Source organism: Nocardioides sp. Z21_20, from assembly GCF_059766585.1.
In genome coordinates this window covers 175,937-199,308 of sequence record NZ_JCBAJX010000005.1, presented here as the reverse complement: position 1 = coordinate 199,308, position 23,372 = coordinate 175,937, and the positions used below count along the sequence as shown (strand labels likewise).

General features: G+C 72.1%; 20 protein-coding genes. 10 read left to right on the top strand and 10 right to left on the bottom strand.

Annotated elements, in window-relative coordinates; all coding sequences use genetic code 11:
* Window positions 1–62 precede the first annotated feature (62 nt).
* The 9 genes from uvrC to AC6EH9_RS10915 all read left to right on the top strand — a co-directional run bounded on the left by uvrC (window position 63) and on the right by AC6EH9_RS10915 (window position 8,950).
* On the top strand, window positions 63–2,075 hold the full coding sequence (gene uvrC / locus AC6EH9_RS10955) for an excinuclease ABC subunit UvrC (RefSeq protein ID WP_498423025.1): 2,013 nt from the start codon (window positions 63–65) through the stop codon (window positions 2,073–2,075).
* A complete protein-coding gene (gene rapZ, locus AC6EH9_RS10950) occupies window positions 2,075–2,986 on the top strand; it encodes an RNase adapter RapZ (protein ID WP_498423023.1) in 912 nt (303 codons plus the stop codon). Before uvrC ends, rapZ begins: the two co-directional genes overlap by 1 nt.
* Window positions 2,983–3,951: a gluconeogenesis factor YvcK family protein gene (locus AC6EH9_RS10945; RefSeq protein WP_498423022.1), complete on the top strand. Its 969-nt coding sequence runs from the start codon at window positions 2,983–2,985 to the stop codon at window positions 3,949–3,951. The genes rapZ and AC6EH9_RS10945 overlap by 4 nt, the downstream gene beginning before the upstream one ends.
* A gap of 60 nt (window positions 3,952–4,011) precedes the next feature.
* The gene (gene whiA / locus AC6EH9_RS10940) at window positions 4,012–4,998 is read left to right on the top strand and encodes a DNA-binding protein WhiA (RefSeq protein ID WP_498423020.1); all 987 of its coding nucleotides are present in this window, start codon (window positions 4,012–4,014) and stop codon (window positions 4,996–4,998) included.
* 166 nt (window positions 4,999–5,164) lie between these two features.
* Window positions 5,165–6,169 (top strand): type I glyceraldehyde-3-phosphate dehydrogenase, encoded by a 1,005-nt coding sequence (gene gap / locus AC6EH9_RS10935; protein WP_498423018.1) that lies wholly within the window; start codon window positions 5,165–5,167, stop codon window positions 6,167–6,169.
* 2 nt (window positions 6,170–6,171) lie between these two features.
* Window positions 6,172–7,383: a phosphoglycerate kinase gene (locus AC6EH9_RS10930; protein ID WP_498423016.1), complete on the top strand. Its 1,212-nt coding sequence runs from the start codon at window positions 6,172–6,174 to the stop codon at window positions 7,381–7,383.
* Between the two features lie 124 nt (window positions 7,384–7,507).
* Window positions 7,508–8,305: a triose-phosphate isomerase gene (tpiA, locus tag AC6EH9_RS10925; RefSeq protein WP_498423013.1), complete on the top strand. Its 798-nt coding sequence runs from the start codon at window positions 7,508–7,510 to the stop codon at window positions 8,303–8,305.
* Between the two features lie 30 nt (window positions 8,306–8,335).
* Complete coding sequence (secG, locus tag AC6EH9_RS10920) at window positions 8,336–8,575, top strand: preprotein translocase subunit SecG (protein ID WP_498423010.1); 240 nt, start codon at window positions 8,336–8,338, stop codon at window positions 8,573–8,575.
* 15 nt (window positions 8,576–8,590) lie between these two features.
* Window positions 8,591–8,950 (top strand): RNA polymerase-binding protein RbpA, encoded by a 360-nt coding sequence (locus AC6EH9_RS10915; RefSeq protein ID WP_498423008.1) that lies wholly within the window; start codon window positions 8,591–8,593, stop codon window positions 8,948–8,950.
* Between the two features lie 117 nt (window positions 8,951–9,067).
* On the opposite strand, the gene AC6EH9_RS10910 is transcribed toward AC6EH9_RS10915, so the two are convergent.
* The 7 genes from AC6EH9_RS10910 to tkt form a co-directional block, all read right to left on the bottom strand.
* The gene (locus tag AC6EH9_RS10910) at window positions 9,068–10,036 is read right to left on the bottom strand and encodes a type IV toxin-antitoxin system AbiEi family antitoxin domain-containing protein (protein ID WP_498423007.1); all 969 of its coding nucleotides are present in this window, start codon (window positions 10,034–10,036) and stop codon (window positions 9,068–9,070) included.
* 285 nt (window positions 10,037–10,321) lie between these two features.
* Window positions 10,322–11,098, bottom strand: coding sequence for a 6-phosphogluconolactonase (gene pgl / locus AC6EH9_RS10905; RefSeq protein ID WP_498423005.1), 777 nt, complete (start codon window positions 11,096–11,098; stop codon window positions 10,322–10,324).
* 1 nt (window position 11,099) lies between these two features.
* Window positions 11,100–12,005, bottom strand: a complete 906-nt coding sequence (locus tag AC6EH9_RS10900) for a glucose-6-phosphate dehydrogenase assembly protein OpcA (RefSeq protein WP_498423003.1) — start codon at window positions 12,003–12,005, stop codon at window positions 11,100–11,102.
* Entirely contained in the window at window positions 12,002–13,528 is a 1,527-nt protein-coding gene (gene zwf, locus AC6EH9_RS10895) for a glucose-6-phosphate dehydrogenase (RefSeq protein WP_498423000.1), read from the bottom strand. The genes AC6EH9_RS10900 and zwf overlap by 4 nt, the downstream gene beginning before the upstream one ends.
* On the bottom strand, window positions 13,525–15,189 hold the full coding sequence (locus AC6EH9_RS10890) for a phosphoglucose isomerase-related protein (protein WP_498422997.1): 1,665 nt from the start codon (window positions 15,187–15,189) through the stop codon (window positions 13,525–13,527). The genes zwf and AC6EH9_RS10890 overlap by 4 nt, the downstream gene beginning before the upstream one ends.
* Complete coding sequence (gene tal, locus AC6EH9_RS10885) at window positions 15,186–16,313, bottom strand: transaldolase (RefSeq protein ID WP_498422995.1); 1,128 nt, start codon at window positions 16,311–16,313, stop codon at window positions 15,186–15,188. The genes AC6EH9_RS10890 and tal overlap by 4 nt, the downstream gene beginning before the upstream one ends.
* A 79-nt stretch (window positions 16,314–16,392) precedes the next feature.
* Window positions 16,393–18,417 (bottom strand): transketolase, encoded by a 2,025-nt coding sequence (gene tkt / locus AC6EH9_RS10880; RefSeq protein ID WP_498423137.1) that lies wholly within the window; start codon window positions 18,415–18,417, stop codon window positions 16,393–16,395.
* Window positions 18,418–18,640: 223 nt separating this feature from the next.
* Between tkt and AC6EH9_RS10875 the strand changes: the two genes are divergently transcribed.
* Window positions 18,641–19,648 (top strand): heme o synthase, encoded by a 1,008-nt coding sequence (locus AC6EH9_RS10875; RefSeq protein WP_498423136.1) that lies wholly within the window; start codon window positions 18,641–18,643, stop codon window positions 19,646–19,648.
* Between the two features lie 988 nt (window positions 19,649–20,636).
* On the opposite strand, the gene AC6EH9_RS10870 is transcribed toward AC6EH9_RS10875, so the two are convergent.
* From AC6EH9_RS10870 to AC6EH9_RS10860, 3 genes are read right to left on the bottom strand one after another with little or no spacing between them, the layout of a single operon-like run.
* Window positions 20,637–21,557 (bottom strand): COX15/CtaA family protein, encoded by a 921-nt coding sequence (locus AC6EH9_RS10870; RefSeq protein WP_498422992.1) that lies wholly within the window; start codon window positions 21,555–21,557, stop codon window positions 20,637–20,639.
* A 5-nt stretch (window positions 21,558–21,562) separates the two neighbouring features.
* Window positions 21,563–22,348, bottom strand: a complete 786-nt coding sequence (locus tag AC6EH9_RS10865) for an ABC transporter permease (protein ID WP_498422990.1) — start codon at window positions 22,346–22,348, stop codon at window positions 21,563–21,565.
* On the bottom strand, window positions 22,345–23,313 hold the full coding sequence (locus AC6EH9_RS10860) for an ABC transporter ATP-binding protein (RefSeq protein WP_498422988.1): 969 nt from the start codon (window positions 23,311–23,313) through the stop codon (window positions 22,345–22,347). Before AC6EH9_RS10860 ends, AC6EH9_RS10865 begins: the two co-directional genes overlap by 4 nt.
* Between the last annotated feature and the right edge of the window lie 59 nt (window positions 23,314–23,372).

Sequence of the window (23,372 nt, the reverse complement as noted above, 5' to 3'; positions counted from 1 at the left end):
CGCTGGCATTCCTGACGGGTGCGGGTCGCGGCCCTGTCCCCGCCGCCCCGTAGGGTTGTCGGGTGACGCCCGCTCGACCCTCCCCACGCTCCCGGGGACCGCTCTCCTACCGTCCGGAGCCGGGGTCGATCCCCACCCAGCCGGGCGTCTACCGGTTCCGGGACCCGCGTGGGCGGGTGATCTACGTGGGCAAGGCCAAGAACCTGCGCGCCCGTCTCTCGTCGTACTTCCAGGACATCGGGGGCCTGCACCCGCGCACCGCCACCATGGTCACCACCGCGGCCAGCGTGGAGTGGACGGTGGTCAACACCGAGGTCGAGGCGCTGCAGTTGGAGTACTCCTGGATCAAGGAGTACGACCCGCGCTTCAACGTGAAGTACCGCGATGACAAGTCCTACCCGTGGCTCGCCGTGACCGTCGGCGAGGAGTTCCCGCGGGTGATGGTCGGCCGCGGCGCCAAGAAGAAGGGCACCCGCTACTTCGGCCCCTACAGCCACGCCTGGGCGATCCGCGAGACCGTGGACCTGCTGCTGCGGGTCTTCCCGATGCGCTCGTGCTCGACCGGCGTGTTCAAGCGGTCCGCGCAGATCGGGCGCCCCTGCCTGCTGGGCTACATCGACAAGTGCTCGGCGCCGTGCGTGGGCAACGTCAGCGCCGAGGAGCACCGACGGATCGTCGAGGACTTCTGCGACTTCATGGGCGGGCAGACCACGGCGTTCGTGCGACGCGTCGAGAAGGAGATGTACGCCGCCTCCGAGGCGCTCGACTTCGAGAAGGCGGCCCGCCTGCGCGACGACCTCGGGGCGCTGAACCGGGCCCTGGAGAAGCAGGCCGTGGTGCTCGGCGACGGCACCGACGCCGACGTGATCGCGTTCGCCCAGGACCCCCTCGAGGTCGCGGTCCAGATCTTCTACGTGCGCGGTGGGCGCATCCGGGGTCAGCGCGGGTGGGTGGCCGACCGGGTCGAGGAGGGCGAGACGCCCGAGCTGGTCGAGAACTTCCTGCTCCAGCTCTACGCCGGCGACGCCGGCGACGCGATCCCGCGCGAGGTGCTGGTGCCGGCGCTGCCGCCCGACGTGGAGACCCTCGAGCAGCTGCTCGGGGAGCTGCGGGGCAGCCGCGTCGCGATCCGGGTGCCGCAGCGCGGGGACAAGAAGTCGCTGCAGGAGACGGTGGCGCGCAACGCCGAGCATGCCCTGAACCTGCACCGCACCAAGCGGGCCAGCGACCTGACCACCCGCAACCGGGCGCTGGAGGAGATCCAGCAGGCGCTGGAGCTCGACGAGGTGCCGCTGCGCATCGAGTGCTACGACGTGTCGAACCTGCAGGGCACCGAGGTGGTCGCCTCGATGGTGGTCTTCGAGGACGGCCTCGCCCGCAAGGGGGAGTACCGGCGCTTCGTGATCCGCGGCGTGGAGGGGCAGAACGACGTCGCCTCGATGCACGAGGTGATCACCCGGCGCTTCCGTCGCCTCCTCGACGACCAGGCCAAGACCGGCGAGGTGACGACCGGGGGCGAGGTCGCGGCGGAGTCGGGGCCGATGCTGGTCGATCCCGACACGGGCCGACCGCGCAAGTTCGCCTACGTGCCCGGGCTGGTCGTCGTGGACGGCGGCCCGCCGCAGGTGACGGCCGCCCAGCGGGCCCTCGCGGAGCTCGGCATCGACGACATCCCGGTGTGCGGGCTCGCGAAGCGGCTCGAGGAGGTGTGGGTCCCCGGGGAGGAGGATCCGGTGATCCTGCCGCGCTCGAGCGAGGGCCTGTACCTGCTGCAGCGCATCCGCGACGAGGCGCACCGCTTCGCCATCAACCACCACCGCGGGCGCCGCTCCAAGACGATGGTCGAGAGCGCCCTGGACGGGGTGCCCGGGCTGGGTGAGGTGCGCCGCAAGACGCTGCTCAAGCACTTCGGCTCGCTGCGCAAGCTCAAGGGCGCCACCCTCGAGGAGATCGCCGCGGTCCCGGGCATCGGGCCGCGCACGGCGACCGCGATCAAGGAAGCCGTCACGCAGCCGGCGCCGACCGGCCAGACTGTCCGCATCAACACCGCAACCGGCGAGATCGAGGAGGACTGATGACCCCGACCAGCGAGGCAGCCAGCGAGGTGCCGCGGGATCCGGCGCCGGCCACGGCGGGGGAGCTGGTGATCGTCACCGGGATGACCGGCGCCGGGCGCAGCACCGCCGCCAAGGAGCTGGAGGACCTCGGCTTCTTCGTCGTCGACAACCTGCCCCCGCGCCTGCTCAAGGACGTCGTGGAGCTGGTCGACGAGAGCCGGGGGAGCACCCAGCCCATCGCGGTGGTCGTCGACGTGCGATCGGGGTCGTTCTTCGGGTCGCTGCAGTCGATCCTGGCGCGCTCCGCGACCGGACGGCGCACGACCCTGCTCTTCCTCGAGGCCACCGACGAGGTCCTCGTGCGACGCCAGGAGGCGGCGCGCCGCCCGCACCCGCTCCAGGCCGAGGGGCGCCTGCTCGACGGGCTGCAGCGCGAGCGCGTCGTACTGGCCGATCTGCGCAGCAACGCCGACCTGGTGATCGACACCAGCAGCCTCAACGTGCACCAGCTCACCGACCGGGTGGCCGAGGCCTTCGGGACCCCGGACGCCACCCGGCTCAAGGTCAACGTGATCAGCTTCGGCTTCAAGTACGGCATCCCGGTCGACGCGGACTTCGTCGCGGACATGCGCTTCCTGCCCAACCCGCACTGGGTCCCCGAGCTGCGTCCGCGCTCGGGTCGCGACAGCGAGGTGGCCGACTACGTGAAGAGCCGGGACGGCGCGCAGGAGTTCCTCGACCAGTTCGTGCCGCTGCTGCACACCGTGACCGCCGGCTACCTCACCGAGGGCAAGCGCTTCATGCGCGTCGCGATCGGCTGCACCGGCGGCAAGCACCGCAGCGTGGCGATGTCCGAGGAGATCGCGTCCCGGCTGACCGAGGCCGGTATCGAGGCGCGTGCCACCCACCGTGACCTCGGGCGGGAGTGACCTTGCCGGACTCCGCACCGACCGCAGGCACCTCGGTGGTGGCGCTCGGCGGTGGGCACGGGCTGCACGCCTCGCTCTCGTCGCTGCGCCGGGTGGTCGACGACCTCACCGCGATCGTCACGGTGGCCGACAACGGCGGCTCCTCGGGGCGGTTGCGCGGGGAGTTCGGCGTCCTGCCGCCCGGCGACCTCCGGATGGCCCTCGCCGCCCTCTGCGGTGACGACGACTGGGGCCAGACCTGGTCGAAGGTGCTCCAGCACCGCTTCGCCGGCGACGGCGAGATGCACGGCCACGTGGTCGGGAACCTGCTGATCGTCGGGCTCTGGGAGCTGCTCGGCGACCACGTGCAGGCGCTCGCGCTGGTGGCCCGGCTCCTCGGTGCCCAGGGGCGGGTGCTGCCGATGTCCATCTCCCCGCTCGACATCACCGCCGACGTGCGTGGGATCGACCCCGGCGACGCCCAGGCCCTGACCCGGGTCCGGGGGCAGGTCGAGGTGGCCACGACGGACGGCGCGATCGTCGGCATCCAGCTCGACCCGCCCGACCCGGCGGCCTGCCCAGAGGCGGTCGAGGCCATCCTCTCGGCCGACTGGGTGGTGCTGGGCCCGGGCTCCTGGTACACCTCGGTCATCCCGCACCTGCTGGTGCCCTCGCTGCGCGACGCGCTGGTGGCCACCGAGGCGAGGCTGCTGGTGGTGCTCAACCTCGAGGGCCAGCAGGGGGAGACGCTCGGCTACGCGCCGGAGGACCATCTCGCGGCCCTGCTCGAGCACGCGCCGCAGCTGCGCATCGACACCGTCCTGGCCGATCGCGCAGCGGTGCCGGACCCGCATACCCTCGAGCAGGTGGTCGCCTCCGCCGGAGGCAGACTGGTGCTCGACGACGTGGCCCGCTGTGACGGCACGGCCCGCCACGATCCGGTCCGACTCGCCGCGGCGTACGACCGGATCCTGAGGTGTGGCTGACCCCCGCGGCAGGCTCGGCCGGGCACGGACGGAATTGACGGACATGGGAGGATCTCGGGCATGGCGATGACAGCACAGGTGAAGGCAGAGCTGTCGAGCACTCCGATCACGAAGACCTGCTGCCGCAAGGCCGAGGTCGCCTCCCTGCTCCGCTTCGCAGGCGGCCTGCACATCGTCAGCGGCAGGATCGTGGTCGAGGCCGAGCTCGACACCGGCGCGGCCGCGCGACGTCTGCGCAAGGACATCGCCGAGGTCTTCGGCCACCAGTCCGACGTGGCGGTCGTGCAGGGCAACGGCATCCGCAAGGGCACCCGCTACATCGTGCGGGTGATCCGGGACGGGGAGTCGCTGGCCCGCCAGACCGGCCTGCTCGATGTGCGCGGTCGACCCGTGCGGGGGCTGCCGCCGCAGGTGGTCTCCGGGGGCGGTTGCGATGCCGTGGCCGCCTGGCGCGGAGCGTTCCTGGCCCACGGCTCGCTCACCGAGCCGGGGCGCTCCTCCGCGCTGGAGGTGACCTGCCCCGGCCCCGAGGCCGCGCTCGCGCTGGTGGGCGTCGCCCGTCGGCTGGGGATCCAGGCCAAGGCCCGCGAGGTCCGCGGCGTGGACCGGGTGGTGATCCGCGACGGCGACGCGATCGGGGCCCTGCTCACCCGGCTCGGCGCGCACGAGTCGCTGATGGCCTGGGAGGAGCGTCGGATGCGGCGCGAGGTCCGCGCCACGGCCAACCGGCTGGCGAACTTCGACGACGCCAACCTGCGCCGTTCCGCGCGCGCCGCGGTCGCCGCGGGCGCCCGCGTCGAGCGCGCCATGGAGATCCTCGGCGAGGAGGTCCCCGACCACCTGCGGATGGCCGGTCATCTGCGTCTGGAGCACAAGCAGGCCTCGCTCGAGGAGCTCGGGCAGCTGCACGAGCCGGTGCTCACCAAGGACGCCATCGCCGGTCGGATCCGTCGACTGCTCGCGATGGCGGACAAGCGCGCCGAGGAGCTCGGCATCCCCGACACGGAGTCGTCGTTGACCCCCGACATGCTCGCTGAGGACGTCTGACCCCCTCGGTAGGGACCTCTGGCAGGTATTGGCCTGCTCAACGTCTCGCAGCCCCCGCGCGGGAGCGTGACGTGGGTCGCGCGGGGTAGGGTTTTCCATGGCGCAGAACCCGGGTGCTCTCTGAGCGCTCGGCTCCAGTCGACAACGCACAGAGGAGTCCTCAAAAGTGACGGTTCGTGTAGGCATCAACGGGTTCGGCCGCATCGGCCGCAATTTCTTCCGTGCAGTGCGCGCTTCGGGCGCTGACATCGAGATCGTGGGGGTGAACGACCTCACCGACAACGCGTCGCTCGCTCACCTGCTGAAGTACGACTCGATCCTCGGTCGCCTCGACGCGGAGGTCTCCTCCACCGAGACCTCGATCAAGGTGGGTGACCAGGAGATCGCCACGTTCTCCGAGCGTGACCCCGCCAACCTGAAGTGGGGCGAGCTGAACGTCGACGTCGTCATCGAGTCGACCGGCTTCTTCACCGACGCGACCAAGGCCAAGGCGCACATCGACGCGGGCGCCAAGAAGGTCATCATCTCGGCCCCCGCCAAGAACGAGGACATCACGGTCGTGATGGGTGTCAACCACACCGACTACGACCCGGCCCAGCACCACGTCATCTCCAACGCCTCGTGCACGACGAACTGCCTGGCGCCGATGGCCAAGGCGCTCCACGACGAGCTCGGCATCGTCAAGGGCCTGATGACCACGGTCCACGCGTACACCGCGGACCAGAACCTGCTCGACAACATCCACCGCGACCCGCGTCGTGCCCGCGCCGCCGCGCTCAACGTGGTGCCCACCTCGACCGGTGCCGCGAAGGCCATCGCCCTGGTCATGCCCGAGCTCAAGGGCAAGCTCGACGGCTACGCACTGCGCGTCCCGGTCCCGACCGGCTCCGCCACCGACCTGACCTTCGAGGCGGGTCGCGAGACCACCGTCGAGGAGGTCAACGCGATCGTCCAGGCCGCCGCGGAGGGCGCCCTCAAGGGCTTCCTGAAGTACTCGACCGACCCGATCGTGTCCTCGGACATCGTCACCGACCCGGCGTCGTGCATCTTCGACGCGCCGCTGACCAAGGTCATCGGCAACCAGGTGAAGGTCGTCGGCTGGTACGACAACGAGTGGGGCTACTCCAACCGCCTCGTGGACCTCATCGGCTACATCGGTGAGAGCCTCTGATCGTGCCTGACTCCAGCGCAGGTCTGGCCGCCCTCGGCGACGTACGAGGCAAGCGCGTCCTGGTCCGCTCGGACCTGAACGTGCCCCTCAAGGGGACGACCATCACCGACGACGGCCGGATCCGAGCCAGCGTCCCCACCATCCGGACGCTGGCCGAGGCCGGCGCCCGGGTGGTGGTGGTCGCCCACCTCGGCCGGCCCAAGGGTGCGCCCGACCCGGCGTACTCCCTGCGGCCGGTGGCCGCCCGGCTCGGCGAGCTCCTCGGCAAGGACGTCGCGTTCGCCACCGACACCGTCGGCGACAGCGCCCGCGAGACCGTCGCCGCGCTCGGTGACGGCGACGTCGCCGTGCTGGAGAACGTCCGGTTCAACCCCGGTGAGACCAGCAAGGACGAGGCCGAGCGGGGGGCATTCGCCGACCAGCTCGCCGCGCTCGCCGACGCCTTCGTCTCCGACGGCTTCGGGGTGGTGCACCGCAAGCAGGCCTCGGTGTACGACGTGGCGCAGCGGCTGCCGCACGCGATGGGCAACCTGGTGGCGACCGAGATCGACGTGCTGCGTCGTCTCACCGTCGACCCCGCGCGGCCCTACGTCGTGGTGCTCGGCGGGTCGAAGGTCTCCGACAAGCTGGGGGTCATCGACCACCTGCTGGAGAAGGCCGACAAGCTGCTGATCGGCGGCGGCATGGTCTTCACCTTCCTCAAGGCCCAGGGCCACGAGGTCGGGCAGAGCCTCCTCGAGGAGGACCAGCTCGACGCCTGCCGTGCCTACCTCGACCGGGCCCGCGAGTCCGGCGTCGAGATCGTGCTGCCCACCGACATCGTCGTGGACCACACGTTCCCGACCGGCGACACCACGCCCGACCCGATCGTCGTGCCGGCCTCGAACATCCCGGCCGACACGCTGGGTCTCGACATCGGTCCCGACTCCGGGGTGGCCTTCGCGGCTGCGCTGGCCAACGCCAAGACGGTGTTCTGGAACGGCCCGATGGGCGTGTTCGAGGTCGACGAGTTCGCCGCCGGCACCCGCGCGGTGGCCGAGGCCCTCACCAAGGTGGACGGGCTCTCGGTCGTGGGCGGAGGCGACTCCGCCGCGGCCGTGCGCAAGCTCGGCTTCGAGGACAGCGCCTTCGGGCACATCTCCACCGGCGGCGGTGCCAGCCTGGAGTACCTCGAGGGCAAGGAGCTGCCCGGCATCTCCGTCCTGGAGAGCTGAGCGCCCAGCACCTCGCTCGCGCGTCCCGGGACCCTGTCCCGGGACGCGCGGCGCGGGCCCCCGGGCCCGCATGTTCCCCCCGACGTCGCCATGGCGGCGACCAACTCGCAGCCGAAGGATCCCGATGGCCAAGAACGCACGCACGCCGCTGATGGCGGGCAACTGGAAGATGAACCTCAACCACCAGGAAGCGGTGGTGCTGGTCCAGAAGCTCGCGTGGACCCTCTCCGACAAGAAGCACGACTTCGCCAAGGCCGAGGTCGTCGTGGTCCCGCCGTTCACCGACCTCCGCTCGGTGCAGACGCTCGTCGACGGTGACAAGCTCTCGGTGAAGTACGCCGCCCAGGACGTGTCCGAGCACGACGCGGGCGCCTACACCGGCGAGATCTCCGCGGGCATGCTGGCCAAGCTCGGCTGCAGCTACGTCGTGGTGGGTCACTCCGAGCGCCGCGAGTACCACGCCGAGAGCGACGCGGTCGTCAACGCCAAGGCGCACAAGGCCCTGGCGGCGGGAATGACTCCGATCGTCTGCGTCGGTGAGGGTCTGCCGATCCGTCAGGCCGGCGAGCACGTGCCGTTCACGCTCGCGCAGGTCCAGGGATCGCTGGCCGGCTTCACCGCCGAGCAGGTGGCCGACCTGGTCGTCGCCTACGAGCCGGTGTGGGCGATCGGCACCGGCGAGGTCGCCACGCCCGAGGACGCCCAGGAGGTCTGCGAGGCCATCCGCGGCAAGATCCGCGAGCTGCACGGCGACGACGCGGCCGACAAGATGCGCATCCTGTACGGCGGTTCCGTCAAGGCGTCGAACGTCGCGGGCATCATGACCAAGGACGACGTGGACGGCGCCCTGGTCGGCGGCGCGAGCCTCCAGGCCGAGGAGTTCGCCGGGATCTGCCGTTTCTACGACCTGCCTGTCCTCTGAGTCCCCGTACGTGACGTAGGCTGACTGACCGTGACACTCCTCTTCACCGTTCTGCTCGTGATCACGAGCCTGTTGCTCATCCTCCTGGTGCTGCTCCACAAGGGGCGCGGTGGAGGCCTCTCCGACATGTTCGGCGGTGGCGTCTCGAGCTCCCTGGGGGGCTCGTCGGTCGCTGAGCGCAACCTCGACCGCCTGACGGTCGGGATCGCCGTCATCTGGTTCGCCTGCATCGTCGCCCTAGGCCTGCTCAAGGCCTACGGCGGCGTCTGAGAAAGGGTTCGTCGCGTGGCTGGTGGAGGAAGCGCCATTCGGGGCAGTCGGGTCGGAGCCGGCCCGCTGGGCGAGGCTGAGCGGGGTGACGCCGCGCCCCGGCAGACAGTCACCTACTACTGCTCCAACGACCACCGGTCGGTGATGGCGTTCGCCATCGAGGCGCTGGCGCCCGAGGCGTGGGACTGCCCCAAGTGCGGCCTGCCGGCCAGCCAGGACAGCGACAACCCGCCGCCGGCTCCCAAGAACGAGCCCTACAAGACTCACCTGGCCTACGTGAAGGAGCGCCGCTCCGACCAGGAGGCCAAGGACATCCTCGCCGAGGCCCTGCAGTTGCTGCGTAGCCGGCGCAAGTCCGGCGACATCATCTTCTGACCCGAGTCGGCGTGAACTCGCGCGGCTACGGCGTCGAGTCGGCGTGAACTCGCGCGGGTACGGCGTCGAGTCGGCGTGAACTCGCGCGGGTACGGCGTCGAGTCGGCGTGAACTCGCTCAGGCCACCCGTCGGCCGTGGCGCTCTCGGGCTCGGCGGACGCCCTGCCACATGAGCTCCTCGCAGTCACGCTGCTGGCCGAACACGTTCCCCGCGCGCATCGCCACGATCTCCCAGCCGAACTCCTGGTCGAGCTGCTCGCGCCGGGCCAGGTCGTGCGCCCGCTGCTGGCCGCTGGAGTGCCACTCGGCGCCGTCGTACTCCGCGGCGAACCGGAGCTCCTCGTTCCCCATGTCGAGGCGGGCGATGAGGATGCCGTTGCGGATGACCTCGATCTGAAGCCGCGGTGCTGGCAGGCCGGCGTCGATCCAGCGCAACCGCAGGACCGACTCGCCGGGCGACTCGGCCAGCGGATCCACTACCAACACCAGCTGACGCAACTGGACCACCCCGCGCATCCCGCGGAATCGGACGACCGCGTGCCGCAGCATCTCCAACGAGAATCCGCCCAACCGGGCCATCGCATCGAGCCCGGCGATGGCGCGATCTCGTCGTTCGAGACGGCCGAGGTCGAGGGCCGTGCGCAGCGGTGTCGTCACCAGCAGACCGTGCAGCTCCTCGGTGTCGCCGTCGGCGAACCACCTCTCACCGCTGTCGGCCAGCTTGTTGCGCAGCCTGCCGTGCCCGGATGGCCGGAAGATGCAGATGGGTTGGAGCTCGAGGTGCTCGTGTGGCGCCAGCACCATCTCGGCACCGTGCAGCCAACCGGCGTGCCGCCCGCAGATGACGGCGTCGGCAGGCGCCACCTGGGCCAGCGCCGCCGCGCGCAGCGCCACCGAATCGCCGGCCTGCGAGGCGAGGTAGACGCCGCGGATCGGGCGTCGCAGAAGTCGCGCATCCACCAACCGGGTCAGCATCAAGGAGCTCACCCCCTCCTGCAGCGCCATCGCCGTGGTGAACGGTGCGTCGAGGGGGAGCGGGAAGGTCGCGTCGAGGAGGGGCTGTTGCAGCCAGGTCTTCGATGTCATGCCGCCAATGTCGCGGCGCCGGGACGGACTGCCAACGGGACATTCACACGTCTGTGGATAACGACCCGCCCATGTCCGCCGTACGGCGTGAGTTCACGCCGACTCGGCACCCGTACGGCGCGAGTTCACGCCGACTCGGCACCTGTACGGCGTGAGTTCACGCCGACTCGGCACCTGTCCGGCGTGAGTTCACGCCGACTCGGCACCTGTCCGGCGCGAGTTCACGCCGACTCGGCACCCGTACGGCGCGAGTTCACGCCGACTCGGCACCCGTACGGCGCGAGTTCACGCCGGGTCGGCACCTGCGGGGGCTGCGGGGGTGGTGAGGTACCAGGTGGTCTCGTGGCGGCCTTGGACGGCTCGGGCGGGGATCTCGTGGGGGTCGCCGCCGGCCAGCGCACGGGCCACGGCGTCGGCCTTGGCCGCCCCGTCCACGACGAACCACACGGCGCGGGCTCGGTTGAGGCTCTCGAAGGTGAGCGAGATCCGTAGCGGCGGCGGCTTGGGGGAGTCCCGCACCCCCACGACCGTGCCGGTGGCGCCCAACCCCGGATGCCCGGGGAACAGCGAGGCCACGTGGCCGTCCGGTCCGAGTCCCAGCATCACCACGTCGAACTCGAAGCCGACGCCGTCCTCGCTCCCGCCGACAGCCTGGTCACGGCCGAGCGCCGCCAGCTCCCGCGCGTACGACGCCGCACCGGCGTCCACGTCAAGAACGTCGGCGCTCGACGGCATCCGGTGGACGCGGGCGGGGTCCAGCGGCAGCTGGTCGAGCATGGCCTCGTCGGCCTGGGCGTCGTTGCGGTCGGCGTCGCCCGGAGCCACGAACCGCTCGTCGCCCCACCACAGCTCCACGCGCGACCAGTCCACGCGCGAGTCCACCGCGCGGCGGGCGATCTCACGGTGGATCTCGACGGCGATCGAGCCTCCGGTGAGCACCACCTGCGGCACCCGGCCGGCCTCCTGGACGGCCTCCAGGCGGGCCAGCAGCGTCGAGGCCACCTCACCGGCCAGCGTGGCAGGGTCGGGCAGCACCACGAGGCGGGGCTCGGTGCCGGCCATCTCAGGCCTCCGCCGCGGCGGCCAGGTGACGCACGGTGGCGGCGTACACGTCGTCCTCGTCCAGGCGCCGCAGCTCTTCGGCGAGCAGCTCGGCGAGTCCGCGGGTGCGCAGGGCCGCGGTTCGGTCCGGCTGGCCGGGCGTGCTCAGCGTGGCGGCGTGCTCGTCGCGGCGAGTGATCCGGACCGGGCCGCTGGCCGTCTCCAGGACCACCTCGTGGATCCCCGGCTGCTCGGCGTGGTGACGGGTCACCTCGACGCGCAGTCGATCGGAGAGCCAGGCGGCCAGGAGCTCCGCGCTCGGGTCGTGCCGGGGGGCGGTGACCTCCACAGCCAGCACGCGCTCCTGGTGCTGGTCGAGCGCACCGGCGAGCACGGCGCGCCACGGGGTGATCCGGGTCCAGGTCAGGTCGGTCGAGCCGGGTGCGTAGGAGCGGCACCGGGCCAGCAGCGCCCCGGCGCTGGCCGGGCCGCAGGTGAGGTCGGTGATCCGGCGCTGGGCGAGCCTGCCGATGGGGTCGGCACCGGGCTCGACGGGGGCGCGGCACGACCACCACACCACGACCGGGGAGTCCGGCAGCAGCAGCGGCAGCACGACCGACTCGGAGTGCGCGACGACCCGGCCGGTGAGCCGGATCAGCGCCACCTCCCCGGTCCAGCCACCGCCGTTGCCGACCCGGGCGGACACCTTCGCCTTGCCGCGGCCGTCGCCGAGGACCACCACCAGCACCCGCGCCGGGTGCTCGTGGGTGGCCTCGCGCGCGGCGTCCATCGCGGTGTCGAGGCTGTCGTCGTCCGCGACCACGACGAGCGTCATCACCATCCCGATCGCGGGGGAGCCGGCGCGCACCCGGGCGCGGACCAGCTCGGCGGCGATCGACGTGGCGCTGGTGTCCTCGAGCTCGATCATGGGCGCCTCCAGGTGCGTCCGTCGCGGGCCAGCATCGCATCCGCGGACGGCGGGCCCCAGGTGCCGGCCGGGTAGGTGTCCGGCTTCCCGCTGCGTGCCCAGTAGTCGATGATCGGGTCGAGGATCTGCCAGGACAGCTCGACCTCCTGGTGCTGGGGGAACAGCGGTGGGTCACCGAGCAGCACGTCGAGGATCAGCCGCTCGTAGGCCTCCGGGCTGGCCTCGGTGAAGGCCTCGCCGTAGGCGAAGTCCATGCTCACGTCGCGGATCTCCATCTGGGTGCCCGGCACCTTGGCGCCGAACCGGATGGTGACGCCCTCGTCGGGCTGGACCCGGATCACCAGCGCGTTGCTGCCCAGGTCCTCGGTGGCGGTGTCGTGGAAGGGCAGGTGGGGTGCGCGCTTGAAGACCACCGCCACCTCGGTGACCCGGCGACCCAGGCGCTTGCCGGCGCGCAGGTAGAACGGCACGCCCGCCCAGCGCCTGTTCTCCACCGCCAGGGTGATCGCGGCGTAGGTCTCGGTGGTCGAGGAGGCCGGGATGTCCTCCTCGTCGGTGTAGCCGGCGACCAGGTGACCGCCCGCCCAGCCCTCGACGTACTGGCCGCGTGCGGTGGCGAGGTCGAGGCGCTTGGGCACCGTGACGGAGGAGAGGACCTTCTGCTTCTCCAGGCGCAGCGAGAGCGCGTCGAAGCTCGGCGGCTCCTCCATCGCGATCAGCGCCATCAGCTGCAGCAGGTGGTTCTGGATCACGTCGCGGGCGGCGCCGATCGCGTCGTAGTAGCCCGCGCGTCCACCGATCCCGATGTCCTCGGCCATGGTGATCTGCACGTGGTCCACGTAGTTCGCGTTCCACACCGGCTCGAACAGGGTGTTGGCGAAGCGCATCGCCAGGATGTTCTGGACGGTCTCCTTGCCCAGGTAGTGGTCGATGCGGAACACCGACTCGGCGGGGAAGACCTCCTCGACCATCGCGTTGAGCTCGCGGGCGGAGGCGAGGTCGTGGCCGAACGGCTTCTCCACGACCACCCGGTGCCAGGCGTCGCCCTTGGGCTCGGCCAGGCCGTGCTCCTTGAGCTGGCCGATCACGTCGCCGAAGAACCGCGGCGGGATCGACAGGTAGAAGGCGTGGTTGCCGCCGGTGCCGCGCTCCTCGTCCAGCGTCTCGAGGGTACGGCGCAGCTCGGCGAACGCCTCGTCGTCGGCGAAGTCGCCCTGCACGAAGCGGATGCCCTCGGCGAGCTGCTGCCAGGTCTCCTCACGAAACGGCGTGCGGGCGTTGTCGCGCACGGCGTCGTGGACGACCTGGGTGAAGTCCTGGTCGGCCCAGTCGCGCCGCGCGTAGCCCACCAGCGAGAACCCCGGCGGCAGCAGACCCCGGTTGGCGAGGTCGTAGACGGCCGGCATCAGCTTCTTGCGGGCCAGGTCGCCGGTCACCCCGAACAGCACCAGCGTGCACGGTCCCGCGACGCGCGGCAGCCGCCGGTCGTCGGGGGACCGCAGCGGGTTCGTGTACGTCGTCACGCGAGCGCCGCACGCACCGAGGCGAGGCCGGAGGGGTTCTCCACGTGCAGCCGGAGCACCGGACGACCCGCGGCGGCGAGCACCTGGCCATCGCCGACGGCCTGCGCGGTCAGGAACTCGTGGAACGTGAACGGACGGTCGGGGACCGCCAGGTCGGCCTCCGGCTGGCCGGTGATCTGCAGGTAGACCCCCGTGGCCGGCCCACCCTTGTGGTACTGCCCGGTGGAGTGCAGGAAGCGTGGCCCCCACCCGAAGGTGACCGGGCGCCCGGTCCGCTCGGCCAGCGGGGCGCGGACCGTGGCCAGGGCCGCGTCGCGGTGCCGGTCGAGGTAGGCCTGCACCGACAGGTAGCCCCGCCGCTCGTCGAGCCGGCCCAGCAGGGCGGCCACGGCGTCGGCGACGGTGTCGGTGCCGGCCGGGAGCCACCCCTCGGAGGCGTACACGGTGACCGGGCCGTCCACGAACAGCGGCGTCGGGCCGGAGGCGCCCCCGCCGAGCATCTCGCGGGCGGCGGCCTTGGCGCTCTCCACGTCCGGCTGGTCGAAGGGGTTGATCCCCAGTACCCGTCCGGCGACCGCGGTGGCGTGCTCCCACAACAGCAGCTGCGCCCCCAGCGGGGCGTCGACGCGGACCGCGAAGCCGGAGGCGGGGGAGACGTCGGCGAAGACGTCGTCGGGGCCGAACGCGCACAGCACCTCGTCGGGGCGGCTGGGCTGGAAGTCGACGGCGTGGACGTCCTCGACGACCACGGGCAGCACGCCCTGGCCGTCCTTGCCGGTCGACTCGGCGACCAGCTGCTCGATCCAGTCGCCGAGGCCGGAGAACGCCGCGCCGGCGTTGGCGAGCACCAGCTTGTCGACGCCGGCCAGGTTGGCGGCCCCGAGCAGGGCACCCAGCCGCAGGGACGGGTTGTCCGGCGAGTCGGCCTCGAGGGCGGGTCGAGCCGCCGCCGCCTCGTCGAGGAGCCGGGTGAGGTCGGCGCCGGCCAGGCCGCTGGGCACCAGGCCGAAGGCGGTCAGCGCGGAGAACCGCCCGCCCACCGCCGGGTCGGCGTGGAAGACGCGGTAGCCGGCGTCGGTGGCGCTCTCGGACAGCGGCGAGCCGGGGTCGGTGACGACCACGATGCGTCGGGTCGGGTCGATCCCGGCGTCGGCGAACGCCTTCTCGAAGGCGCGGCGCTGGCTGTCGGTCTCGACGGTGCCGCCGGACTTGCTGGAGACCACCACGACGGTCTCGGCGAGCCGGTCCTCCAGGGCGGTGCGCACGAAGTCGGGGTCGGAGGAGTCGAGCACGACCAGGTCGACGCCCTCCGCGGCGCAGATCACCTCCGGGGCGAGCGAGGAGCCGCCCATCCCGCACAGCGCGACCCGGGTCAGGCCCTCGGCGCGCAGCTCCTCACGCAGAGCCGCGATCTCGGCGAGGAGCGGGCGCGAGCTGTGGGGCAGGTCGATCCAGGCGAGCCGCTTGCCGGCCTCCGCCTCGGCCGCGGGACCCCACAGGGAGGGATCCTGGTCGGCCAGGCGGGAGGCGACCCGGTCGCTGACCAGCTGCCCCACCACCGCGTCGTACGACGCGGGGTCGGGGCAGGTCAGGTGCAGGGTGGAGCCGGGGGCCGCTCCGGCCCCCTCGCTCTTCACGACGGTCCAGGCGGCCCCGCTCACGCGCCGGCCCCGGCCTGTGCGCCGCGGGCCTTGTCGAGCTGCCCGCTCACCGTCTCGACGAGCTCGGCCCAGGAGGCGTCGAACTTCTCGAGCCCCTCGCGCTCCAGGACGGCCAGGACGTCGTCGAAGTCGACGCCGACCGCGGCCAGGCCGGCCAGCACCTGCTCGGCCTCGCCGGCCCGGCCGGTGACCGTGTCGCCGGTCACCTCGCCGTGGTCGGCGAAGGCCGTCAGCGTCTTCTCCGGCATCGTGTTGACGCTGCCGGAGACGACCAGCTCGCTGACGTAGAGGTCGTCGCGGTAGGCCGGGTCCTTGACTCCGGTCGAGGCCCACAGCGGCCGCTGCGCTCGCGCGCCGTGGGCGGCGAGCGCCTCGAAGCGCGGCGAGGAGAAGACCTGGGCGTAGGCGGCGTGGGCCAGCCACGCGTTGGCCAGCGCGGCCTTGCCCTTGAGCACCTGAGCGGTGTCGGTGCCGATGGCGTCCAGGCGCTTGTCGACCTCGCTGTCCACCCGCGAGATGAAGAACGACGCCACCGAGCTGATCGAGGCCAGGTCACGGCCCTGGGCGTGGGCCTGCTCGAGGCCGGTGAGGTAGGCGTCCATCACCGCACGGTAGCGCTCGAGGCTGAAGATCAGGGTCACGTTGACGCTGATCCCCTCCGCGATCGCCGAGGTGATCGCGGGCAGCCCCTCGACGGTCGCGGGGATCTTGATCATCGCGTTGGGGCGGTCGACCGCGGCCCACAGCTCGTGGGCCGCCTTGGCCGTGCCGGCGGTGTCACGGGCCAGGCCCGGCTCCACCTCGATGGAGACCCGGCCGTCGGCGGGGGTCTTCGCGAACACCGGGGCGAGGATGTCGCAGGCGTTGCGGACGTCCTCGGTGGTGAGCTCGAAGATCGCTCGGTCGGCGTCGGCGCCGTCGGCGACCAGCGCGCGGACCTGGGCGTCGTAGCGCTCGCCGTTGGCCAGTGCGGAGGCGAAGATCGTCGGGTTGGTGGTCACCCCCACCACCGACGAGTCGCGGACCAGGTCGGCCAGGTTGCCGCTCTCGATGCGCTCGCGCGACAGGTCGTCGAGCCAGATCGAGACTCCGGCATCGGACAGGGCCTTCAGACGGTCAGACAATGTGCTTCCTCCCAGGTGGTGGAGCGGGGTCGTGGGTGTGACGGTTCCCCGTCGGGCGCTTCGTCAACGCCCCCGACGCTCAGCGGGTGACCGCGGCGATGCTGTCGCGGGCCGCGTCGGCGACCGCCTGGGCGGTCACGCCGTACTCGGTGAAGATCCGGGCGTAGTCGGCGCTGGCGCCGTACTGCTCGATCGAGACCATCCGGCCGGCGTCGCCGACCAGGTCGCGCCAGCCCATCTTGATGCCGGCCTCGACCGAGACCCGCGCCTTCACCGACGGCGGGATCACGGTGTCGCGGTAGGCCTGCTCCTGCTCGGCGAACCACTCCAGGCACGGCATCGACACGACCCGGGCGCGGACGCCCTCTTCGGCGAGGAGCGCGTGCGCCTCGACGGCGAGCTGGACCTCGGAGCCGGTGGCGAGGAGCACCACGTCGGGCAGGCCGCCGTCGGTGTCGAGCAGCACGTAGCCGCCGCGGTGGACCTGGGAGGTGTCGCTGAAGCCCTCGGTGCCGCGCGGGAAGACCGGGACGTTCTGCCGGGTCAGGCACAGGCCGGCGGGGCGGTCGGTGTGCGCCATGATCGCGGCCCAGGCGGCGGAGACCTCGTTGGCGTCGGCGGGGCGGACCACGTCGAGGCCGGGGATCGCCCGTAGCGCCGCGAGGTGCTCGATCGGCTGGTGGGTCGGGCCGTCCTCGCCGAGGCCGATGGAGTCGTGGGTCCACACGTAGGTGACCGGCAGGCCCATCAGCGCCGCCAGGCGCACCGCGCCGCGCATGTAGTCGGAGAAGGTGAGGAAGGTGCCGCCGAAGACGCGGGTGCCGCCGTGCAGGGCGATGCCGTTCATGATCGCGCCCATCGCGTGCTCGCGGATGCCGAAGTGGAGCACCCGTCCGGCGAGCGGGTCGCCCTGCCACTGGTCGGTGGACCGGTCGCCGGGGATGAAGGAGGGGGCGCCCTTGATCGTGGTGTTGTTGGACTCGGCGAGGTCGGCGGAGCCGCCCCACAGCTCGGGCATCAGCTCGGCCATCGCGTTGATCACGGCGCCGGAGGCCTTCCGGGTGGCGACGCCCTTGGGGTCGGCCTCGAAGGTCGGCAGCGTGTCGGTGAGCCCGACCGGCAGGGCGCGGGTCTGCAGCCGCTCCCAGAGCGCGAGGTCCGCGGACTCGTGCCACTTCTCGAAGGAGGCCTGCCACTCCTGCTGGGCCAGTTTGCCGCGCTCGACCAGGGAACGGGTGTAGGTGAGCACGTCGGCCGGCACCTCGAAGGTCCGGTCGGGGTCGAAGCCGAGGATCTCCTTGGTGGCCGCCACCTCGGCGTCACCGAGGGCCGAGCCGTGGGAGGCTCCGGTGCCCTGGGCGTTCGGCGCGGGCCAGGCGATCACGGTGCGCAGCACGATGAAGCTGGGCCGGTCGGTGACCTGCTCGGCGGCGCGGATCGCGTCGTAGAGCGCGGGCACGTCCTCGGTGTAGGTGGTGCCGTCGTGGGTCCAGTCGACGGTCTGGACGTGCCAGCCGTACGCCTCGTAGCGCTTGGCGACGTCCTCGGTGAACGCCACGTCGGTGTCGCCCTCGATCGAGATCCGGTTGGCGTCGTAGATCACGGTGAGGTTCCCGAGCTGCTGGGTCCCGGCGATCGAGGAGGCCTCGCCGCTCACGCCCTCCTGCAGGTCGCCGTCGCTGCACAGCGCGTAGACGCGGTGGTCGAACGGTGAGGTGCCGGCGGGAGCGTCCGGGTCGAGCAGCCCGCGCTCGCGGCGCGCGGCCATGGCCATGCCCACGGCGTTCGCGACGCCCTGGCCGAGCGGGCCGGTGGTCGTCTCCACACCGGCGGTGTGCCCGAACTCGGGGTGCCCGGGAGTCTTGCTGCCCCAGGTGCGCAGCGCCTTGAGGTCCTCCAGTTCGAGGCCGAACCCGCCGAGGAACAGCTGGGTGTAGAGCGTGATGGAGCTGTGCCCCAGGGAGAGCACGAAGCGGTCGCGTCCTGCCCAGTTGGGGTCTGCCGGGTTGTGCCGCATCACCTTCTGGAACAGCAGGTGGGCGACCGGGGCCAGGCTCATCGCGGTGCCGGGATGGCCGTTGCCGACCTTCTGGACCGCGTCCATGGCCAGCACGCGCGCCGTGTCCACCGCCCTCTGGTCAATTTCGCTCCAGTCCAGACGCGCGGTGTCGCTCACGGGGTTCCTCTCGTTCACGGGTTTGTCCGGCCGGGCCGGAGCACTGTTCTCGGCGTGGAGCCGAGATGGATGCCGGGGGAGTGCAGCCGCCTCTGAGCCTACTCACCCCGAGCGATAGACTCGACCCCGCACCAACCCCACCCCCGCGAGGATCTCTGTGACGTACGTCGGCCGCTCGGCCCCAGCTGCTCCTGACCCTCAGGAGCACCCTGCAGGGCATCTCCCGGGCGGCGCAGCGGGCGACACGGGAGCAACCCCGGAGGGACGGGCCAGCTTCCGCGACGTGGTCGGGGCCTACATCGGCCTGACCAAGCCGCGCGTGATCGAGCTGTTGCTGCTCACCACCGTCCCGGTGATGTTCTTCGCCGCGCGGGGGGTGCCCGGGCTCGGTCTGGTCGCAGCCACCGTCGTGGGCGGCACGCTCTCCGCGGGCTCGGCGTCGGTGCTGAACTGCGTCTACGACCGTGACATCGACGAGCAGATGCGTCGGACCCGTCGCCGCGCCCTGCCCCGCCACATGGTCTCGCCGCGCGCGGCCCTGGTGTTCGGGCTCGCCCTCGGGGTGATCTCGACGGTCATCCTGTGGCTGTGGGTCAACCCGCTCTCGGCGATGCTCTCCGTGGGCGCGAACGCGTTCTACGTGCTGATCTACACGATGGTGCTCAAGCGCCGGACCACCCAGAACATCGTGTGGGGCGGACTCGCCGGGTGCTTCCCGGCCCTGATCGGCTGGACGGCCGTCACCAACGAGCTCGCCTGGACGCCGGTCGTGCTGTTCCTGGTGGTGTTCTTCTGGACGCCGCCGCACACCTGGGCGCTGGCCCTGCGCTACCGCGAGGACTACGCGAACGTCGACGTGCCGATGCTGCCCGTGGTCGCGCCGGCCAACGTGGTGGGGCGCCAGATCGTGATCTACAGCTGGGTGCTGGTGGCCACCTCGCTGCTGCTGTGGCCGGTGGCGGACACCGGCTGGGTCTACCCCGTCGCCGCCACCGTGCTCGGCGCCTACTTCCTCTACGAGGCGCACGCCATGTGGCGGCGTACCCGGGCCAGCGACAACCTGACCGAGATCCGGCCGATGCGGCTCTTCCACAGCTCGAACCTGTACCTGTCGCTGCTGTTCGTCGCGGTCGCGCTCGATCCGCTGCTCACCCGCTGAGGGGCCTGCGGCTGGCGTGGTGCGCCTCCCAGGCTGCCGTTTGGTCCCCAACGGCGTGATTTCGCGGCCGAGAAGGTCCGTTTCTGACCAATCGGTGGCCCTGGAGGGCTGCCCACGCGAGTTGCGCGGGTCGGTGGGCGTGGCTGGACGGTGCTGCGGCGTACGACGGCAGTCCCGAGCCGCTGGCAGCGGCCCAGGGGAGTGCGCCGTACGGCCGGATGGAGGCCGGCGCTGGGTCAGTGGCGTAGCCGGGGCCATCACCGAACGGTCAGATCCGGCCCACCGCTACCCGGCCTGGCGTCCCCGTCCCTGAGGGACCACGGCGATGATGAGACCGCCGTTTGGTCCCCAACGGCGTGATTCTGCGGCCGAGAAGGTCCGTTTCTGACCATTCGGCGGCCCCGGAGAGCTGGTCTTGCGAGCGAGCGGCGCGGGTGGGTTGGTCGTGGGGTGGTTTCGCACCGTACGACGGCAGGGTCGCGCCGTTGGCAGGGGGCCGAGGGGAGTGCGCCGTACCGGCCGGGAAGAAGTCGACGCTGGCTCACTGAAGGGGCCGGCGACCTTCACCGAATGGTCAGAAACGGCATGCCGATACCCGGAATGGCATCCGTTGGGGACCAAACGGCGACGAGGCGGCGATGCGGTCGGAAAAATTCCGGCCCACCGGGCAACCATCTCGGTGTCCCACGCGTCAGAGACAGGCAGGCGGTGCGGGGCCGGGTCCGTCACGGGGGTGTGGACCCGGCCCCGCACGGCCTGACCACACCGCCCGACCGGACCGCCTGACCGAACGGCCTCGCGCCGCCAAACGCGCACCGCCGGCCTGGGCACGCCAGCCTGAATCCGTCGGTCCGGACTAATCGGCCCGGACTAGTCGGCTGACCCGGTCCACCCGGACCGGCCGAATCACCCGGCCCGGTCCACCCGGACCGGCCGAATCACCCGGTCGAAACCCGGCCAGCCCACCAGCCGGCCAGTCCACCAGCGGTCAGCTCGCCGAAGCCGGGGTCCCGTGTGCGCGCAGCAGCACCCAGGTGACCGCCGCCGAGAGGATCGCGGCGCCCAGCATGTGCAGCCCGACGAGGATCTCGGGGAGGTCGGTGAAGTACTGCACGAAGCCGAGCACCCCCTGGGCCAGCTCGAGGGCGAGGAGCACGCCCGCCGCGGAGGCCAGCGCCCGGGCGCCCTGCCGGTGTGCCAACCAGGCCAGGGCCACGGTCAGCGCCAGCAGCAGGTAGACCGCCCAGGCGTGCACGTGGCTCATCGCCTGCGGGTCCAGGCCGTTGCGGCGCGCGTCCACGTCGCCGGCGTGCGGGCCGCTGCCGGTCACCACGGTGCCGAGGTAGAGGACCACCCACATCACCGCGAAGACCGCCCAGGTCAGGCGGCGCAGGCCCAGCCCGGGTCGCGCGGTGGCCGGAGCCCGGTCCGCTGCGCTGGCGGGCCTGCCCAGCTCGTCGAGCAGCATCACGCACACGCCGATGATCGCCATCGAGGCCAGCAGGTGCAGGGCGACGATCCAGGGGTTGAGCTCGGTGAGCACGGTGATGCCGCCGATCACGCCCTGCAGCGGGATGCCCAGCACCACCACCAGGGCGAGCCGGGTGGCGCGCTCGCGGCCCGAGCGCCAGACCAGGACCAGGCAGGAGACGGCGATCGCGACCAGCACCCAGGTGAGCATCCGGTTGCCGAACTCGATGGCGCCGTGGATGCCGAGCTCGGGGTGGGCGACGAAGGACTCCTCGCTGCACTTCGGCCACTCCGAGCAGCCCAGGCCCGAGGCCGTGAGTCGCACGGCGCCGCCGGTGACGACGATCGCGATGTTGGCGACCAGGTTGGCAATGGAGATGCCCCGCAGCCAGCGGTGGTCGGTGGGGATGAGGCGCTCGAGGGTGTCGGTGGTGTTCACGAAGGTCACTCCCACTTGAAGAAGCGTGAGGCGAGGGCGGTGCCGAGCAGGGCCCAGCCCAGCAGGATGAGCAGTGGCAGCACCGGGGTGGTGCCGTCCAGGAGAGAGGCGCGCATGGCGTCGCCGAGGGCAGCCGAGGGCAGGAACTGCAGGAGGTCGCCGACCGAGCCGTACGACGAGCGCGGCAGCACCACGGCGCCGCCGGCCATCAGCAGCAGGTAGACGAGGTTGGCCGCGGCCAGCGTCGCCTCGGCGCGCAGGCTGCCGGCCAGGGCGAGGGCCAGGCCGGCGAAGGCGGCCGTGCCGAGGGCGGCGCTGAGGATCGCCAGGGCGACCCCGGCCAGGCCGCCGCGGGGGCTCCAGTCCAGGGCCAGCGCGACCCCGCAGATCACGACCGCCTGCAGCACCTGGACGCCGAGCAGCGCGCCGACCTTGCCGGCCAGCAGCCCGCTGCGCGGCAGCGGGGAGGCCCCCAGCCGCTTGAGCAGGCCGTAGCGGCGCTCGAAGCCGGTGGCGATGGCCAGCGAGGTGAACGCGGTCGACATCACCGCGAGGGCGAGGACGCCCGGGGTGAGCACGTCGACGCCCGGATGCGAGAAGGACAGGTCGAGGCGGCGCGCCGCCAGCACCCCGCCGACCAGGACGATCACCGGGATCACCACCGCGATCAGGATCTGCTCGCCGTTGCGCAGCAGCAGACGGGCCTCCATCGCGGTCTGGGCGCGCACCTGCTGGCGGTACGGCGCGGCGCCGGGTGCGGGGCTGAACGTGCCGGTGGGGGTGGTGCTCATCGCCCGGCCACCTCCTCGGTGCCGAGCTCGCGCCCGGTGAGCTGCAGGAAGACGTCCTCGAGGGTGCGCTGTCCCAGCGTCAGCGACTCGGGGACCACGTCGTGTCGCTGGCACCAGGCCGAGACGACGGCCAGCGTGGAGGCGTCGGCCGGGCCGGTGACCAGCAGGCTGTGCTCGTTGAGCGCGGTCACCTCGGTGTGCGCGCCCAGCGCGTCGGCCAGCGACGCCGGGGCGCCGGGCGGGAAGGGCTCGGTGAGGACCAGCCGGATGGTGGCCGCACCCCGGGTCCGGGTCAGCTCGAAGGGCGTCCCCGACACGATCGCGCGGCCGTGGTCGATCACGTGGACCAGGTCCGCGAGCCGCTCGGCCTCGTCCATGTAGTGGGTGGTGAGCACGATCGTCACGCCGTCGCCCTGCATCTCGCGCAGCAGCTCCCAGGTCGTGCGCCGCGCGGCGGGGTCCATCCCGGCGGTCGGCTCGTCGACGAAGAGCAGCTCGGGGCGCCCCACCACGGCCATCGCCAGGCTCAGCCGCTGCTGCTGCCCACCGGACAGGCGCCGGTACGGCGTGCGCCCGCACTCGTCGAGACCGAGCCGCTCGACGAGCAGCCCGACCGGGAGCGGGTGGGCGTGCAGCGCGGCCACGTGACGCAGCATCTCGTCGGCACGGGCCCCTGACCAGGCGCCGCCGTCCTGCAGCATCACGCCGATCCGGGGGAGCAGCTCGCGGCGCTGGCGGACGGGGTCGAGCCCGAGCACCCGCACCGAGCCGCCCTGGGGGGCGCGGAAGCCCTCGCAGGTCTCCAGAGTGGTGGTCTTCCCGGCGCCGTTCGGTCCGAGGACCGCGGTGATCGAGCCGCGCGGCACGCTCAGCGAGAGCCCGTCCACGGCGACCTTGGTGCCGTAGCGCATTTCGAGCCGGTCGACGACGACGGCGGCGTCGGGACCATCGTCGGGGGGAAGCACGCGCCCAGTCTAGGTACGCCGCCGCGCCGGGCCCGCGCCGGGCATCGCGGTTCGCGGCA

Excerpts from the sequence above, each read along its gene's own strand:
- rapZ (WP_498423023.1), top strand. The coding sequence starts at position 2,075 with ATGACCCCGACCAGCGAGGCAGCCAGCGAGGTGCCGCGGGATCCGGCG.
- pgl (WP_498423005.1), bottom strand. The coding sequence starts at position 11,098 with ATGGCCGGCACCGAGCCCCGCCTCGTGGTGCTGCCCGACCCTGCCACG.
- whiA (WP_498423020.1), top strand. The coding sequence starts at position 4,012 with ATGGCGATGACAGCACAGGTGAAGGCAGAGCTGTCGAGCACTCCGATC.
- tpiA (WP_498423013.1), top strand. The coding sequence starts at position 7,508 with ATGGCCAAGAACGCACGCACGCCGCTGATGGCGGGCAACTGGAAGATG.
- AC6EH9_RS10865 (WP_498422990.1), bottom strand. The coding sequence starts at position 22,348 with ATGAGCACCACCCCCACCGGCACGTTCAGCCCCGCACCCGGCGCCGCG.
- AC6EH9_RS10900 (WP_498423003.1), bottom strand. The coding sequence starts at position 12,005 with ATGATCGAGCTCGAGGACACCAGCGCCACGTCGATCGCCGCCGAGCTG.
- tkt (WP_498423137.1), bottom strand. The coding sequence starts at position 18,417 with ATGGACGCGGTCCAGAAGGTCGGCAACGGCCATCCCGGCACCGCGATG.
- AC6EH9_RS10910 (WP_498423007.1), bottom strand. The coding sequence starts at position 10,036 with ATGACATCGAAGACCTGGCTGCAACAGCCCCTCCTCGACGCGACCTTC.